We start from the raw sequence: 15,713 nt of genomic DNA, 5'->3' as shown, positions 1-15,713 counted from the left end.
GACTCCGCCGCGACAGGCGAAATGCCGGCGCGGTGCAGGGTCTGGCTCATGATCGCAGGCCGACAGCCACCCGCATCGTCGGGGCTGCGCGCCGGCCGTCACGACCAGAAACGTTGGGTAAGCCCAGGTTAAGCGCGGCTGCCTATGGTGCGCCCACGTGGCTCCGGGGGGCCGCTGTGAAACGACTCCAAGCGAGATAGCGGAATGTACAAGCAGCAGATTTGGGATCAGGTGCGGTCGCAGGCGGATGTGACGCCCTCGATCTACGGAGCCGTGGACTTCGATGCCCTGCCTGAGCGCTTCGCCGGCGCGGCCAGCGATCCCAACGAGCTGCGAACCGCCACCGAGGCCGAGCGCGCGCAGCTTCTGGCCGATGACGGCCTGATGACACTGGTCCGCGCCTACACCTTCATGGGCGACCGCGTGGCCGATCCCTATGCCGCCCTGATGCCGGAATATGGCTTCAAGCGGCTGATCGAGATGCTCGACCAGGCCTGCCGGCACGGCATCGATTCCGTCCCTGACGCCCCGCCGCAACTGCGCGACTTCATCGCGGCGATGGAGACCGTCCCCGACTGGCTCGACATGGCCCTGGTCGAGGAAGGCGCGCGCATCGAACGCGCCCCCATGGCGATCATGAGCCCGATCGCCATCCGCGCCGCCTTCATCGCGACCTTCATGAACCGTTATGCGGCACTGCCGATGGCGCTGACAGGGACTCTCTCCAACGAAAGCGCCGCAAGGCGCGTCAAGGAGACGGCGACGTTCTTCGCGACCTCGGTGCTGCCCGGAGCGCTCGCCCGTGGCGGCGAGGGCTTCCGCGCGGCGGCGATGGTCCGTCTGATGCATTCGATGGTGCGCTTCAACGCCATGCGCAAGGGCCGCTGGGACGTCTCGGTCTACGGTATCCCGATCCCCCAGGTCGACCAGATGCCGGCCGGTCTCATCGGGGTCACCATGATGTCGGCCGCGATTCTGCGCGAGGGCCGCAGCGAGTTCACGCCGGAGGAACGCGCCCGCGTCGAGCTCAGCCGCTACCGCTGCTATCTGCTCGGCCTGCCCGAGGCGCTGCTGGGGACGACGCCGAAGGAGATCGTGACGCTGATGGCCGCGGGCCTGGCGACATTGCGCTCGGGCTTCGACGACGAGACCTGCGGCAACCTGCTGCGCGCGACGATCGGCGCCTATCTCCCCGCGGACGAGTCCCTCCCGTCTCGCGTTTTCGACCGCGTCGAGAAAGGCTTCTCGAAGGTCTTCTTCGTCAAGAACTATGCCGGCGGAGACAAGGCGAAAGCTGCGAGCATGGGCGTGGTTCCCGACATGCTGGACAAGGCCTGCTACGGCATCGCCGCGGCGGTCGCCGGCAGCCGCATGCTGGCCTACAAGCTGGCCATGAACGTCCCGATGCTCTCGGCTGCAGTGGATCGGCGTCTCGTCGCGATCATCCGCAAGCAGCTCGCCGCCTGGGGGCACGCTCATTTCACGACGGATGCGTCGGCCTATCGGCCGAATGCGCCCTCCGCACCGCATCCGACGCCTGGCCAGCCGGCAAGCGACCAGCCCGCCTCCACGGCCGCGACACGCAGACCGAGCTGAGCGGGCGGCGCCGCCGACGCCGCGACCGGCCGCGGCCGTTCAGTTCGCTAGCCGCGCCAGCGCCACGCCGATCTCAGCCCGCACCACGAGATCGGCAATCGGGTCGAGCTCGGTCGGCTCGCGATTGAGGATGACGAGCTTGGCACCGTTGCGCTTGGCGACGACCGGGAAGCTCGCCGCCGGGAACACGACGAGCGACGAGCCGGCGACGAGATAGAGATCGGCCGAAAGCGTCATATCCTGGGCGCGCAGCATCTGCCGCTGCGGCATCTGCTGGCCGAAGGAGATCGTTGCGGCCTTCACCACGCCGCCACAGATCAGGCAGTCCGGCGGCTCGCCCGAGGCCTCGAATACCTGGCGGATCGCCGCGAGCTCATGGCGCCAGCCGCAGCTGAGGCAGGTCGCATAGGTGCCGTTGCCGTGCAGCTCGATCACCGCCTCCTCGGCAATGCCCGAGGCCTGGTGCAGCCCGTCGATGTTCTGGGTGATCACGCCGGGCGAGCGGCCTTCCGCGACCAGCGTCGCAAGCGCGCGATGGCCGCGATTGGGCCTGGCGTCCGGGCAATGATCGTCCATGGCGAACTTGCGCCGCCAGGCCTCGACCCTGGCCTCGCGGCTGTGGACGAACACATCGAACGGGATCGGCTTGTTGACCATCCAGGGCGAGCCCGGCGAACGGAAATCGGGCACGCCCGATTCGGTCGAGATACCGGCGCCGGTGAAGGGCACGATCACCCGGGCGCGATCGAGCATCGCATGCAATTCCCCGATCGCGTCCTGTGTCTCTTCATCCATGCCGCCGGGCTCCGGATCGTCATTGCTTTCCGGCGAATATGGCGGTGTGCGTCCCGCGCTCCAAGAGCGCCGGATCGTGGGCGTTGACGGCAGGCCGTCGCCGCCGCAAAGCTCGGCCATGCCTTCGCCGTCCCCCACCCCGCTGAACCCCGATCTCATCGACACCGCGACCCCGCCGATTCCCGAGGCGCAGGGCTGGGCACGAGCCTATGACGGCCGCAGCGGCCCGCTGATCGACCTGTCGCAGGCCGTGCCGGGCTCGCCACCGCCCGCGGCGCTGCTGGAGCGCCTCGCCGAGGCGGCCGGCCGGCCCGACCAGACCCGCTACGGCGCGATCACCGGCGACCTTGCCTTGCGCGAGGCCTATGCCGCCGAGACCAGCGCCTTCTATGGCGCGCCGATCTCGCCGGAGGAGATCGCGATCACGGCCGGCTGCAACCAAGCCTATGTCGTGACGATGATGGCGGTGGCCCGGGCCGGCGACAATGTGCTGCTGCCGACGCCCTGGTACTTCAACCACGAGATGACGCTGAACATGCTCGGCGTCGAGCCGCGCCCGCTGCCCTGCGATCCCGCGCAGGCCTTCGTGCCCGATATCGCGACCGCCGAGAGCCTGATCGACGAGCGCACCCGCGCCATCGTGCTGGTGACCCCGAACAACCCGACCGGCGCGGTCTATCCGCCTGCCACCATCGCCGCCTTCGCCGCGCTCTGCCGCCGGCGCAATATCTGGCTCGTACTCGACGAGACCTATCGCGATTTCCTGCCGGACGGGGCTGGCCGCTCGCATGAACTCTTCGCCGCAAGCGACTGGCGTGATTCGCTGATCGGCCTCTACAGCTTTTCCAAGGCCTATGCTGTTCCCGGCTGGCGGCTCGGCGCGATTACTGCCGGCACCGATGTGCTGGCGCAGATCGGCAAGGTGCTCGACTGCATCCAGATCAGCCCCGTCCGGGCCGGTCAGGGCGCCATCGCCTGGGGCATCGACGGCATCCGTGCCTGGCGCGAGGCCAACCGCAGCGAGATCAACGCACGGGCCGGGCTGTTCCGCCGGGCGATGGCGCCGCTCAACGGCTGGAGCGTCCTCGCAGCCGGTGCCTATTTCGCCTATCTCGCCCATCCCTTCGAAGCTGTTCCCGCAGCCGAGGTCGTCCGCCGTCTGGTGCAGGAGCGCGGCGTGCTCGCTTTGCCCGGCCCTTATTTCGGCCCCGGACAGGAGAGACATCTGCGCATCGCCATCGCCAATGTCGGAGCCGACCGGCTCGGCGAGCTCGGCGACAGGCTGCAGGGCTTTTCGCTCTGACGACGGGGAGATCCTTGATGGCGTGGAAGAACCGAGGAGGCGGGCATCTGCTCGCCGCCGCCCTGCTCTGCGTCCCCGCTGCAGCCGGCGCCCAGGATCGTGCGTCCGAAGGCAGCTCCTCGCCCGCCTACAAGGCCTGCATGGACAAATCCGGCGGCGTCACCGTCGCCATGCTCGACTGCGGCAACGCCGAATACGTCAGGCTCGACGCGGCCCTCAACGCCGCCTATCGCGCGGCGACGAACGGGCTCGAACCGGCGCAGCGCAACCTGCTGCGCGACGCCCAGCGCGCCTGGCTCGCCTATCGCGATTCGAGCTGTTCCTTCATGTCCCGGCTCGGCGACCGCGGCACCATGGCCGCGCTCACCGATCAGAGCTGCCTGATGCAGGTCACCGCCGAACGCACGCGCTGGCTCAAGGACCTCGCCCCGCTCTGAGGGCTCAGCCCTTCACTGCCGGGCAGCGGCTTTCGGAGAGAGGCCAGACCGTCTCGGACGGCTCGATCTTGCGCACGATCTCGAAATAGTCCCACGGCCCCTTCGAATCCGCCGGCTTCTTGACCCGGGCGAGATACATCTCGCGCAGCACACGGCCATCGGCGCGGATCGTCGCGTCCTTGGTGAAGGCGTCGTTGATCGGCATGGCCCGCATCGCGGCAGCGACCTTGTCGGGATCGTCGGTGCCGGCCTGCTTCACGGCCTTGAGATAGTGCAGCACCGAGCCGTAGACGCCGGCATGCAGCATGGAAGGCATCATCCCGGCCTTTTCGAGGAACTGCTTCGACCAGGCCCGCGAAGGCTCGTCGAGATCCCAATAGGAAGCGGTCGTGAGATAGGTGCCCTGCGTCGCCTTGAGGCCGAGGCTGTGGACGTCCTGCAGGAAGAAGATCAGCGCCGCGAGATTCTGGCCCTGCTCCGCCAGCCCGAACTCGCCGGCCTGCTTGATCGCGTTGACGGTGTCGTTGCCGGCATTGGCGATACCGACGACCTTGGCGCCGGAGGACTGCGCCCGCAGCAGGAAGGAGGAGAAATCGGCATTGTTCAGCGGGTGCCGCACCGAGCCGACGACCTTGCCGCCATTGGCCTCGACGACATCGGTCGCGTCCTTCTGCAACTGATGGCCGAAGGCATAGTCGGAGGCCAGCATGAACCAGGAGGTGCCGCCGGCCTTGACCACGGCCGAGGCGGTGCCGCGCGCCACGCCATAGGTGTCGTAGGTCCAGTGGAAGCCATAGGGCGAGCACTGCTCATTGGTCAGCGCCGTCGTGCCGGCGCCGGAATACATCACGATCCGCTTCTTCTCGCGGGCGAGCGACTGCAGCGCCAGCGCCACCGCCGAATTGGGAACGTCGACGACGGCGTCGACCTTGTCGACGTCGAACCATTGCCGGGCGATCGAGGTGCCGACATCGGCCTTGTGCTGATGGTCGGCGGCGACGATCTGGATCGGCTTGCCGAGCACGGTCGCGCCGAATTCCTTCAGCGCCAGCTCGGCCGCGATCACCGAACCCTTGCCGCCGATGTCGGCGGTCACACCGCCCATATCGGTCAGCACGCCGATCTTCACGACATCGTCGCTGACCTGCGCCAGCGCCGACAGATTGGCGAGCGCCAGCATGGCGCCGCCCAACAGAAGCGACCGCATCACATTCCTCCCGATCTCGTTGTCCCGCCGGCTGCGACGTGCGCCGGCGCTCTTCGCGTCAAAGACCCTTGGCCTCCAGCCAGGCGACGATCAGGGCCGCGATCTCGTCGCTGTTGTCCTCGCACATCGGCATATGGCCGTTGCCGGTGATGCCGCGCTCCGGCAGCCAGACGAATTCGGCGCCGAGATAGCGGGCCGTCGCTTCGTCGACCGCGCGCGGATGGCGCGGGTCCGTATCGCCGGTGACGATCAGGATCGGATGGGCCGAAAGCGCCGCGGGATCCCCGATCCGCAAGCCCTTGCCACCGATATTGAAGCGCTCGTTCATCAGTCGGGCGCTCTCGGGCACGATCGAACGCCGATAGGCCTCGAAGGCCTGTTTCGGGAAACGTTCGGAATTCGCCCAATAGGCCCGCATGAATTCGGGCGGGATGAAGAGCGGCTTGTCCTCCTCGACCCGGACCGGACAGCCCAGGCTCTCATCATCCTTCAGCTTCGCCACCGCCTCGGCATCGTCGGGCAGCACAGGCAGGAGGTTGGCCGGACCGCCCGGCGCGACACCGACGATTCCCGCGACCGCCCGCGGCGCCTGTTCGGCAATCCACCAGGCCATCGGCCCGCTCGCCGAATGCACCAGCAGCACCGCCGGCCCGACCTCATCGAGCAGACGCATCAACGCGGTGGCGATCTCCACTGTCGAAAGCGTCGCGAAATCCGGGCGCATCGGCGAGCGGCCATGGCCCGGCCAGTCCGGCACGAAGACCTCGCGGCCGGAGGCGGCGAAGGCATGCGCCCAGCCGGGTCGGCCGTCGGGGGTGGCCAGATAGCAGGCGCCGGTATGGCCGCCGCCATGGACGAGCACGATGGGCAGGCGCCCGGCCCCGGCCGCACCGAGCCGGTCGACATAGATCGGATGGGCATCGCTACCCGAATAGAAGCATTGCCGTTGCAGCGCGCGCGAAAGCGCCTGCCGCCCTGTGGCACCAGCCTGGTCCATCGCCTCCTCCCGGCGCGGCAAGGCCGTGCCATCTGTTGCCGAGGATGCTAGGACCGGCTCATGGCGCGCGCAACAAAAAAGTCTAATGTGAGACTAATTCAACAGGACGAGTCCATCGGGCTGGACGCCGCGCAGCGGCGCGCCATCCTGGACGGGACCGCGATCCCGACCGCCTACAAGATCGGCTACGTCCTGAACTTCTATCGCGAGCCCTCCTTCCGCATGATCGAAACGGAGTTCGGGCTGACCCGGCCCGAGATCGTCATCCTGATCTTCCTGACGGTGCGCGACGGCGCGAGCGCGAGCGAGTTCTGCGAGTTCTCCGGCCATCTCAAGGCGAGCGTCAGCCGCGCCGTGATCCTGCTCGACAAGAAGAAGCTGATCCGCCGGGAGCCCGATCCGGCCGACAACCGCCGCCAGCTGCTCTACCTCACGCCCGAGGGCCGGGCGCTCTACGAGCGCTACATCCCGATGCTGCAGGCGCGGGAGGCGGCGATGCTCGCCTGCCTCGATCCCGGCGAACGGGCGCAGCTCGGCAAGCTGCTCGACAAGCTCGCGACCCATGTCCCTGAATGGGGCTCCGCCTCCGATCTCTGAGCGGAGGCGGCAGTCTCGGACGTCGTCAGCGCAGCAGCGCCGCATAGCGCCCGCGATAGGCGAAGACGAGCAGTGCGCCGCAGATGGCGACGATCGCCGCGACCGGCATGCCCTGCGGGTTAAGCTCGGCATGGAACAGCACGATCACCGTCATCACCGGCGCGATCAGCGCCAGCCCGAGCGCCGGCGCGATGTTGAGCAGCAGCAGGAGCCCGCCGACCAGGTTCACGCTCTTCAAGAGCGGCAGGAAGAATTTTGCCTGCTCCAGCGAGCGTTCCCAGGCGAGGCCGATTTCCGTCACCGGCGGATGGATCAGGTGGTTGCCGGTCGCCAGATACCAGAAGCCGTCGGCGGCGCTGACCAGGAAGAGCAGGCCGAGTGCAGTCCGGGGCAGAGTGACCATCAGAAAATTGCGCATTGTCGGGGGTCTGTGTCCGTTGTGATGCGCCGGACCAATGCCGGCCCGGCTGCATTGCGACCGCCTGAGCGGATTTTGCCCCTCTCTCGTGCTTGTGACATGCATTCCGCCGCAAAGAATGCTCTGCACGGCCGCAGCGGCGCTGCGCCGCGAGCGGAATGGATGACGATGACGATTGAACTGACCCGGCGGAAATTGTTGCGACTGGCCGGAACGGCCTCGCTCGCCATGGCCGCCGTCGCGGCGGCACGGGCGGAAGGTACGCCGGCGGCCGGCACGGGCACGATCGCGGCCACCGCCCCGGGCTTTGCCGGCAGTACGCCGATCCGCTGCGGCGCCATCGGCCTGCGCGTACGCGATCTCGACCGCATGAGCCGCTACTACCAGTCGGTGCTCGGCCTCGCCGTCATCTCGGCCAACACGGATGGCGTCACGCTCGGAGCCGGAGGCGTCCCTCTCGTCTCGATGGAGGCACGGCCGCAGGCGCAGTATGAGCCGCGCAACGCCGCCGGCCTGTTCCACACCGCCTTCCTGATGCCGTCGCGCCGCGATCTCGCGCGCTGGCTCGTGCATGTCGCCCGCAACCAGACGCCTCTTACCGGTTTCGCCGACCACAGCGTCAGCGAAGCCGTCTATCTCGACGATCCCGAAGGCAACGGCATCGAGGTCTATGCCGATCGCGATCCGCGCCTCTGGCGCTGGGAAGGCGAGCGCGTCGTCATGGGCACGCACCGGCTCGACGTCGACGGCATCCTTGGCCTGACCGACACCAGCCGCAGCGACTACGCGTCAGCGCCCGCCGGGCTGCGCATCGGCCACATGCATCTGCGCGTCGGCGACATCCAGCAGTCCGAGAGCTTCTACCGCGACGCCATCGGCCTCGATTCGACATCGCGGCGCGACACGGCGAGCTTCCTCTCCTCAGGGCGCTATCACCACCATGTCGCGCTCAACACCTGGAACAGCGCAGGCGCTGGCAGCCGCGACCGGGCGACGACCGGCCTCGACTGGTTCTCGCTGGAGGTCGCCGATCCTGCTTTGCTCGCAGCGCAGCGCGAGCGCATGGCCCGCGCCGGCTTCACGCCCTCGAATATCGATCGCGGCTTCGAGAGCACCGATCCCTGGGGGACGCGGCTCAGGCTGGTGGGTTTAGCCTGAACCGTCATGCTCGCCCCTGTGGCGAGCATCCACGTCTTGACCAGGGCCTTCGACCAGCGAAGACGTGGATGGCCGGGACAAGCCCGACCATGACGAGCGAAGTATCAGGCGCGGCCGAGGGCCGCCCGCTCACATCGTCGCGCCGATCTGCCAGGGCACGAATTCGGCGTCGCCATAGCCGAGCTGCTCGGATTTGGAGCGCTCGCCCGAGGCGATCTTCAGCAGCCTGTCGAAAATCTCGCGGCCCTTTTCCTCGAGCGTCACGCCGTCGAGCACGTCGCCGCAATTGATGTCCATGTCGTCGATCATCTTCTCGTAGATCGGCGTGTTGGTGGCGAGCTTGACGGACGGTGTCGGCTTGCAGCCATAGGCCGAACCGCGGCCGGTGGTGAAGGCGAGGATATTGGCGCCGCCGGCGACCTGCCCGGTCGCCGCCACCGGGTCGTAGCCGGGCGTGTCCATGTAGACGAAGCCCTTGGTCCGGACCGGCTCGGCATAGTGGTAGACCGCCGAGAGCGTCTTGGTGCCGCCCTTGGCCGCGGCGCCCAGCGACTTCTCCAGGATGGTGGTCAAACCGCCCGCCTTGTTCCCCGGCGAGGGGTTGTTGTTCATGCTCATCCGGGCGCGCTCGGTGTAGTCCTCCCACCATTTGATGATGCCGACGAGCTTCTCGCCGACCTCGCGAGTGGCGGCGCGGCGGGTGAGCAGATGCTCGGCGCCATAGATCTCCGGCGTCTCGGAGAGGATCGCGGTACCGCCATGCTCGACCAGGATGTCGACGGCGGCGCCCAGCGCCGGATTGGCGGTGATGCCGGAATAGCCGTCAGAGCCGCCGCATTGCAGGGCGAGCATCAGCTCGGAAGCCGGGACGGTCTCGCGCACCGCCTGGTTGGCGATCGGCAGCATGGTCTTCAGCGCCTCGACGCCGGCGGCGACCGACTTCTTCGTGCCCCCGGTCTCCTGGATCGTCATGGTGCGGAAGATGTCGCTCTCTTCGACGCCATAGGCCTCCTTCATGCGCTTGATCTGGAAGCCCTCGCAGCCGAGGCCGACGACCAGAACCGCCGCCATGTTCGGGTTGCAGGCGTAGCCCCAGGTGGTGCGCTTCAAGACCTCGAAGCTCTCGCCGTTATAGTCGATGCCGCAGCCGGTGCCGTGGGTCAGCGCGATCACGCCGTCGACATTCGGATAATCGGCGAGGATGCCGGAGCGCTTGACCTCCTCGGCCATGAAGCGCGCGGCCGAAGCCGAGCAGTTCACCGAAGTGAGGATGCCGACATAATTGCGCGTGCCGGCGCGCCCATCCTTGCGACGGAAGCCCTGGAAGGTCGCCTGCTGCTCGACCGGCAGCACGAATTCCTTCTTCGCCTCGGCGGCATAGGCATAGTCGCGCTCGAAGGCGTGGAAGCCGGTATTGTGCTCGTGCACCCATTCGCCCGGCGGAATGTCGAGCGTGGCGAAGCCGATGATCTGGCCGAACTTGCGGATCGGCTCGTCCTTGGCGATCGGCACCAGCGCGATCTTGTGGCCGCGCGGGATGCGTTTCAGCGCCGTGACCCCGGCGGCGCTGACGCCCGCATCGATCGGATCGACGGCGACCGCGACATTGTCGGCGGCGTTGAGCTTGAGCGTGCGCGGCGGAATGGCTTTGTCGAGCATGATCTTTTGAACCTTGGGCTGGCGGCTTTTTTATCTTGCCCAAGCATCGCGCCGAAGGCGTCAGTTTTCAATCGGTTGAAACTAGGAGCCGCCTTGCAGCGCGCGCCGGACGAGCGCAAGCTGCCCTTCGGGCGGGATATGCCCGTCCGATGGTGGCGGAGGCTTCCGTGCACAGCATCGATCGTTCGCCGGCGCCGCTGCTGGCGCTGATCCTGGCCTATCTCCGGCACAGGCTCGCGCTGCTCGCCGCCTCGCTCAGGCCGCGCCACCGCGCCAGGGACATAGCGGCGCTGACCGCGCTGGACAGCGCGCCGCCGGGCGGCTAGCCGGCCCCCGGGGCAAGCGTCACCCGAGCCTCAACTCCCGCACCACCTGCGCGACGATCGCCTCCTTGCTGGCCTCGACCTGGACCACGAGCGGCTTCTCGTCCGCGCCCGGCTCCTCCAGCGTCGCGAACTGGCTGTCGAGCAGGGCCGGCGGCATGAAATGGTGCTGCCGCGCCGCCATGCGCTGGCCAATCAGCTCGCGCGAGCCCCTGAGATAGACCAGCGTGACGTCGGGCCGGTCGCCGACGATCACCTCGCGATAGGCTCTCTTCAGCGCCGAGCAGGTGACGATGCCGTTGCCGCCGTTGGTCCGCAGATCGTCGATCCAGGCCGCGATAGCCGCCAGCCAGGGCTTGCGGTCCTCGTCGGTCAGCGGCGTTCCGCTCGACATCTTGGCGACGTTCTCAGGCGGATGGAACGAGTCGGCGTCGCGGAAGGACCAGCCGAGCCGCTCCGCCAGGCGCTCGCCGAGCGAGGTCTTGCCGGAGCTCGCGACACCCATGACGACGATGACGGCAGGCTTGCCAGCGCTGTCCGAGACGCTCATTCGCTCAGCCCTGCTTCTTCGGCTCGACATGGCCGCCGAAGCCGGCCCGCATGGCGGAGAGGATCTTCTCGGCGAAGGTATGGTCCTTGCGCGAGCGGAAGCGGGTGTAGAGCGAGGAGGTCAGCACCTCGGCCGGGGTCGCGGTCTCGACCGCCGCCTGCACCGTCCAGCGCCCCTCGCCGGAATCCGAGACATGGCCGGAATAGGCACCGAGTTCTTCATCCGCCGCCAGCGCCTCGGCGGTCAGGTCGAGCAGCCAGGAGGTCACGACCGAACCGCGCCGCCAGACCTCGGCGATCTCCGCGACATCGAAATCGAAGCCATATTCCTCGGGCAGGCCCTCCTTGGCGGAGGCGTTGCGCATGAGGTCGAAACCCTCGGCGAAGGCCTGCATCATCCCGTATTCGATGCCGTTATGGACCATCTTGACGAAATGGCCGGCCCCGGCCGGGCCGCAATGCAGATAGCCCTGCTCGGCCGTCGGATTGCGGCCTTCGCGATGGCGGGTCGGCTCGATCTCGCCCTTGCCCGGCGCAAGCGCCTGGAAGATCGGCTCCAGCCGGTCGAAGACGCCCTTGTCGCCGCCGATCATCAGGCAGTAGCCGCGCTCGAGCCCGTGCACGCCGCCGGAGGTACCGATGTCGAGATAGTGCAGCCCCTTGGCCGCGAGCTCGCGCCCGCGCCGGACATCGTCCTTCCAGAAGGCGTTGCCGCCGTCGATCAGCGTATCGCCCGGCTCCAGCATGCCGGCGAGTTCGGCGAGCGTGCCCTCGGTGATCTCGCCGGCCGGCAGCATCACCCAGATCGCCCGCGGCGCCTGAAGCTTGCCCACCATCTCCCTGAGATCGCCGACATTGACGGCGCCGTCCTTGGCAAGCGCCGCGCCCGGCTTCGGATCGCGGTCATAGACGACGCAATCATGCCCGGCGCGGTGCAGCCGCCGGACGATATTGGCTCCCATCCGGCCGAGGCCGACCACTCCAAGCTGCATCGCAAGCGCTCCTGCTGCCGGAACGAGCCGGCTTGGGGACGCTTCATGCCCCGATGCAGGGCTGCGGGCAAGCCGGGCGAGATCGCTGCGACGCCGGCCAATGACGCCGCAAGACGCCGCCCCGGCGGCGCGACGACATGCGTTCACCAGCTTTTGAGCGATCCGACGCGCCATCGCGCGCTTGCCTAAACACCCAAGGCGCCTGCATTTTCGAGCAGGCGCACCTCCGCGTCGGCAGCGACAGCAGGAGCTTCATGGCAGCGCAGGGCTTTTCTCCGGAGCTGGTCCAGGCCGTCGGGCTTCTCGGCGCGGGCGTCATCGCGGTCCCGATCTTCCGACGGCTCAGGCTCGGTTCGGTCCTCGGCTATTTCGCCGGCGGCGTCCTGATCGGCCCCTCCGGGATCGGGCTGTTCCCGCATCCGGAAAGCGTGCTGCATCTCGCCGAGTTCGGCGTCGTGATGTTCCTTTTCATCATCGGGCTGGAGATGCAGCCGGCGCGGCTCTGGAATCTGCGCGGCGAGATCTTCGGCCTCGGTGTCGCGCAGGTCGGGCTCTGCGGCGCGCTGCTGACCGGCGTCGGCATTCTCGCCGGCCTTGCGCCGGTGGCGGCCTTCATCGCCGGCATGGGCTTCGTGCTCTCCTCCACCGCCGTCGTGATGCAGATGCTGAACGAGCGCGGCGAAGCCTCGACGCCGCATGGCCAGCAGGCCGTCTCGATCCTGCTGCTCGAGGACCTCGCCATCGTGCCGCTGCTCGCCATCGTCGCGGTGCTGGCGCCGGCCAAGGCGGCCGGCAGCGGCGGGCTGATGCCTCTTCTGATCGGCGCCGGCTCGCTCGTCGGCCTCGTCCTCGCCGGCAAATACCTGCTCAACCCGATGTTCCGCCTGCTCGCCAATGCCCAGGCCCGCGAGGTCATGACCGGCGCGGCGCTGCTTGTCGTGCTCGGCTCGGCGCTCGCCATGCAGCTCGGCGGGCTGTCCATGGCGATGGGCGCCTTCCTCGCCGGCGTCCTGCTCTCGGAATCGACCTTCCGCCACCAGCTCGAGGCCGATATCGAGCCGTTCCGCGGCCTGCTGCTCGGCATGTTCTTCCTGGCGGTCGGCATGTCGCTCGATCTCGAGCTGATCGCCCAGGAATGGCGGGTCGTCGCGCTCGGCGTCGCCTCCTTCATGCTGGTCAAGGCGGCCGGCATCTTCATCGTCGCCAAGCTGTTCCGCACCCGCACGCGCGATGCGATCACCCGCGTCGCCTTGTTCTCGCAGGGCGGCGAGTTCGCCTTCGTGCTCTACAGCGCCGCGACCGCAGCGGGCATCTTCGATGCGAAGGTCAACGCCATCACCAGCGCCGTCGTGATCCTGTCCATGGCGCTCACCCCGCTGGTCGTGCTGCTGATCGACCGTTTCATGCCGGCCGAGCGGGAATCGCTCGACGGCATCGACCACGCCGAGGGGCTGGAAGGGCGCGTGCTCGTCGTCGGCTTCGGCCGCTTCGGACAGGTGGCGAGCCAGGGCCTGCTCGCACGCGGCTTCAGCGTCTCGCTGATCGAGACCGATGTCGAGATGATCCAGGCCGCGGCGAGCTTCGGCTTCAAGGTCTATTACGGCGACGGCCGGCGCGCCGACATCCTGCACGCCTCGGGCGCCCATCATGCCGAGGCGATCCTGGTCTGCGTCGAGAACCGCGACACGGCCAACGCGATCGTGCGGGTGGCGCAGGCCGAGTTCCCGCATGCGAAGCTCTTCGTCCGCTCCTTCGACCGCGGCCATTCGATGGACCTGATCCGCGCCGGGGTGGAGTACCAGATCCGCGAGACCTTCGAATCCGCCATGGTCTTCGGCGGCGAGGTGCTGCGTGCGCTCGGCGTGCCGGAGGACGAGGTCGTCGAGATCGTCGAGGATGTCCGCCGCCGCGACGCCGAGCGGCTCGACCTCCAGGTCGCGAGCGACATCCATGCCGGCCAGGACCTGCTCCACGGCAACCAGCCGGTGCCCGCCCCGCTGACCAAGCCGAAGACGGTCGGCACGGTCATCGGCGACCTGCCGGACGTGGCCATCGCCGGCATCGCCGCCGCGCGGCCGCCGTCCTCGTGATGGAGCAAGGCGCTGGCGGCTGAGGCGGTGATACCGGGCAGCTGACTCTTAATCAGCGGATCACACCGTCATGCTCGCCCTTGTGGCGAGCATCTACGTCTTGAACACCGTGCGGGCCGAAGGAAGACGGGGATGGTCGGGACAAACCCGACCATGACGGCGACGTTCACCGAACAAAAATTGATTCCACCTCAACGCCTTGGCCGCCAGGCCTGAATCGAATTCTGAACCGGCACCGGATCACAGGACCCGGCACCGATCCCGTCACGGAAACATCAGTGGCAGCGGCTCGGCCTGCCAGGTCGCGTCGAGCGCTAGCAGCCTTATGGCGGTTGAAGAGATCTCCTCGCCAACAGCCTCGGCGGCAAAACGTTCCGCCTCGGCCGCATCGGGGAAACCGACCGCCAGGACGACGCTGCCGGGCGCTGCCCGGTCGCGGGCGACGAAGCTGAGCTTCGCCCGCTCGCGGAGCCCGAGCCGACCGATGCGCGCCAGCAGCGCCTCGCGCAGGTCGTCGCGGCCTGCCGCAATCTCACAGAGGACGAGCGCCTCCATGACGCTCACCCGTTACGGAAGGTGTAGCTGTAGCCGTTGATCGCCGGCACGCCGCCGAGATGAGCGTAGAGCACCTTCGATCCCGCCGGGAAGAAACCCTTCTTCACCAGGTCGATCATGCCCTGCATCGATTTCCCCTCATAGACGGGGTCGGTCATCATGCCTTCGAGCCGGGCCGACAGGCGGATCGCTTGAAGCGTCTCCTGCGAGGGTACGCCATAGACCGGATAGGCGTAGTCCTCGTTCAGCACGATGTCGTCGGCCGTGATCTGCTTGCCGCCGACGAGCTCGGAGGTCTTCTGTGCGATGTCGAGCACCTGCGCCCTGGTCTGCGCCGGTGTCGCCGATGCGTCGATGCCGATGACCTTGCGCTGGCGCCCATCCCTCGCGAAACCGACGACCATGCCGGCATGGGTCGAGCCGGTGACGGTGCAGACGACGATATAGTCGAACTTGAAGCCGAGTTCGGCCTCCTGCGCCCTCACCTCCTCGGCGAAGCCGACATAGCCGAGCCCGCCGAACTTGTGCACGGAGGCGCCGGCCGGGATCGCATAGGGCTTGCCGCCCTTGGCCTTCACATCCTCGAGCGCGTTTTCCCAGCTCGCCCGGATGCCGATGTCGAAGCCTTCGTCGATCAGCTCGACATGGGCGCCCATCACCCGCGACATCAGGATGTTGCCGACCCGGTCATAGACCGCGTCCTCATGCGGCACCCAGCTTTCCTGCACCAGCCGGCATTTCATGCCGATCTTGGCCGCGGTCGCCGCGACCATGCGGGTGTGGTTCGACTGCACGCCGCCGATCGAGACCAGCGTATCGGCGCCGGACGCGATCGCATCGGGGACGATGTATTCGAGCTTGCGCAATTTGTTGCCGCCGAAAGCGAGGCCGGAATTGCAGTCCTCGCGCTTGGCATAGAGCTCGACCCCGCCGCCGAGATGCGCGGAGAGCCGCGACAGCTTCTCGATCGGCGACGGCCCGAAGGTCAGGGGATAGCGTTCGAATTTGGCGAGCATGGCGGGTTTCCCTTCTGAAAT

General features: G+C 67.8%; 16 protein-coding genes. 7 read left to right on the top strand and 9 right to left on the bottom strand.

The features are described from left to right. The first annotated feature begins 204 nt into the window (after nucleotides 1-204). Nucleotides 205-1,596 carry an oxygenase MpaB family protein gene (locus AC3RCC_RS13810; RefSeq protein WP_492255623.1) on the top strand — a complete coding sequence of 464 codons (1,392 nt, stop codon included), beginning with the start codon at nucleotides 205-207 and terminating at the stop codon, nucleotides 1,594-1,596. A 39-nt stretch (nucleotides 1,597-1,635) separates the two neighbouring features. Here AC3RCC_RS13810 and AC3RCC_RS13805 read toward each other — a convergent pair whose 3' ends face one another. Beyond that, nucleotides 1,636-2,391: an SIR2 family NAD-dependent protein deacylase gene (locus tag AC3RCC_RS13805; protein WP_492255622.1), complete on the bottom strand. Its 756-nt coding sequence runs from the start codon at nucleotides 2,389-2,391 to the stop codon at nucleotides 1,636-1,638. Nucleotides 2,392-2,509: 118 nt separating this feature from the next. Here AC3RCC_RS13805 and AC3RCC_RS13800 point away from each other — a divergent pair, with 118 nt between their 5' ends. Together AC3RCC_RS13800 and AC3RCC_RS13795 are read left to right on the top strand one after the other, a co-directional pair. Then, the gene (locus tag AC3RCC_RS13800; protein WP_291638701.1) at nucleotides 2,510-3,694 is read left to right on the top strand and encodes an aminotransferase; all 1,185 of its coding nucleotides are present in this window, start codon (nucleotides 2,510-2,512) and stop codon (nucleotides 3,692-3,694) included. A gap of 17 nt (nucleotides 3,695-3,711) precedes the next feature. Continuing rightward, nucleotides 3,712-4,131, top strand: a complete 420-nt coding sequence (locus AC3RCC_RS13795; protein WP_492255621.1) for a lysozyme inhibitor LprI family protein — start codon at nucleotides 3,712-3,714, stop codon at nucleotides 4,129-4,131. Between the two features lie 4 nt (nucleotides 4,132-4,135). On the opposite strand, the gene AC3RCC_RS13790 is transcribed toward AC3RCC_RS13795, so the two are convergent. After that, nucleotides 4,136-5,338, bottom strand: a complete 1,203-nt coding sequence (locus tag AC3RCC_RS13790) for an ABC transporter substrate-binding protein (RefSeq protein ID WP_291638699.1) — start codon at nucleotides 5,336-5,338, stop codon at nucleotides 4,136-4,138. Nucleotides 5,339-5,396: 58 nt separating this feature from the next. Then, nucleotides 5,397-6,335, bottom strand: a complete 939-nt coding sequence (locus tag AC3RCC_RS13785) for an alpha/beta fold hydrolase (protein WP_492255620.1) — start codon at nucleotides 6,333-6,335, stop codon at nucleotides 5,397-5,399. 87 nt (nucleotides 6,336-6,422) lie between these two features. On the opposite strand from AC3RCC_RS13785, the gene AC3RCC_RS13780 reads away from it, so the two are divergent. After that, nucleotides 6,423-6,932, top strand: coding sequence for a MarR family winged helix-turn-helix transcriptional regulator (locus AC3RCC_RS13780; protein ID WP_452115970.1), 510 nt, complete (start codon nucleotides 6,423-6,425; stop codon nucleotides 6,930-6,932). 25 nt (nucleotides 6,933-6,957) lie between these two features. On the opposite strand, the gene AC3RCC_RS13775 is transcribed toward AC3RCC_RS13780, so the two are convergent. Beyond that, complete coding sequence (locus tag AC3RCC_RS13775; RefSeq protein ID WP_452115969.1) at nucleotides 6,958-7,335, bottom strand: hypothetical protein; 378 nt, start codon at nucleotides 7,333-7,335, stop codon at nucleotides 6,958-6,960. Nucleotides 7,336-7,518: 183 nt separating this feature from the next. Here AC3RCC_RS13775 and AC3RCC_RS13770 point away from each other — a divergent pair, with 183 nt between their 5' ends. Beyond that, complete coding sequence (locus AC3RCC_RS13770) at nucleotides 7,519-8,508, top strand: VOC family protein (protein WP_492258786.1); 990 nt, start codon at nucleotides 7,519-7,521, stop codon at nucleotides 8,506-8,508. 129 nt (nucleotides 8,509-8,637) lie between these two features. Here AC3RCC_RS13770 and AC3RCC_RS13765 read toward each other — a convergent pair whose 3' ends face one another. Then, complete coding sequence (locus AC3RCC_RS13765) at nucleotides 8,638-10,167, bottom strand: UxaA family hydrolase (protein WP_452115967.1); 1,530 nt, start codon at nucleotides 10,165-10,167, stop codon at nucleotides 8,638-8,640. Nucleotides 10,168-10,334: 167 nt separating this feature from the next. Here AC3RCC_RS13765 and AC3RCC_RS13760 point away from each other — a divergent pair, with 167 nt between their 5' ends. After that, on the top strand, nucleotides 10,335-10,493 hold the full coding sequence (locus tag AC3RCC_RS13760) for a hypothetical protein (protein ID WP_291638693.1): 159 nt from the start codon (nucleotides 10,335-10,337) through the stop codon (nucleotides 10,491-10,493). A 19-nt stretch (nucleotides 10,494-10,512) separates the two neighbouring features. On the opposite strand, the gene AC3RCC_RS13755 is transcribed toward AC3RCC_RS13760, so the two are convergent. Next, nucleotides 10,513-11,040, bottom strand: coding sequence for a gluconokinase (locus AC3RCC_RS13755; protein ID WP_452115966.1), 528 nt, complete (start codon nucleotides 11,038-11,040; stop codon nucleotides 10,513-10,515). 4 nt (nucleotides 11,041-11,044) lie between these two features. Then, nucleotides 11,045-12,031: a phosphogluconate dehydrogenase (NAD(+)-dependent, decarboxylating) gene (gnd, locus tag AC3RCC_RS13750; protein WP_291648903.1), complete on the bottom strand. Its 987-nt coding sequence runs from the start codon at nucleotides 12,029-12,031 to the stop codon at nucleotides 11,045-11,047. A 254-nt stretch (nucleotides 12,032-12,285) separates the two neighbouring features. On the opposite strand from gnd, the gene AC3RCC_RS13745 reads away from it, so the two are divergent. Further along, the gene (locus AC3RCC_RS13745; RefSeq protein WP_492258726.1) at nucleotides 12,286-14,121 is read left to right on the top strand and encodes a monovalent cation:proton antiporter-2 (CPA2) family protein; all 1,836 of its coding nucleotides are present in this window, start codon (nucleotides 12,286-12,288) and stop codon (nucleotides 14,119-14,121) included. A gap of 264 nt (nucleotides 14,122-14,385) precedes the next feature. Here AC3RCC_RS13745 and AC3RCC_RS13740 read toward each other — a convergent pair whose 3' ends face one another. Together AC3RCC_RS13740 and AC3RCC_RS13735 are read right to left on the bottom strand one after the other, a co-directional pair. Next, the gene (locus AC3RCC_RS13740) at nucleotides 14,386-14,676 is read right to left on the bottom strand and encodes a hypothetical protein (RefSeq protein WP_492258725.1); all 291 of its coding nucleotides are present in this window, start codon (nucleotides 14,674-14,676) and stop codon (nucleotides 14,386-14,388) included. A 5-nt stretch (nucleotides 14,677-14,681) separates the two neighbouring features. After that, nucleotides 14,682-15,692, bottom strand: coding sequence for a 1-aminocyclopropane-1-carboxylate deaminase (locus AC3RCC_RS13735; protein WP_492258724.1), 1,011 nt, complete (start codon nucleotides 15,690-15,692; stop codon nucleotides 14,682-14,684). Nucleotides 15,693-15,713 lie beyond the last annotated feature (21 nt).

This window comes from Allobosea sp. GW823-FHT01F03 (assembly GCF_058798075.1).
Note: the sequence above shows the minus strand (reverse complement) of the source record. Positions and strands in the feature narration are given on the sequence as shown.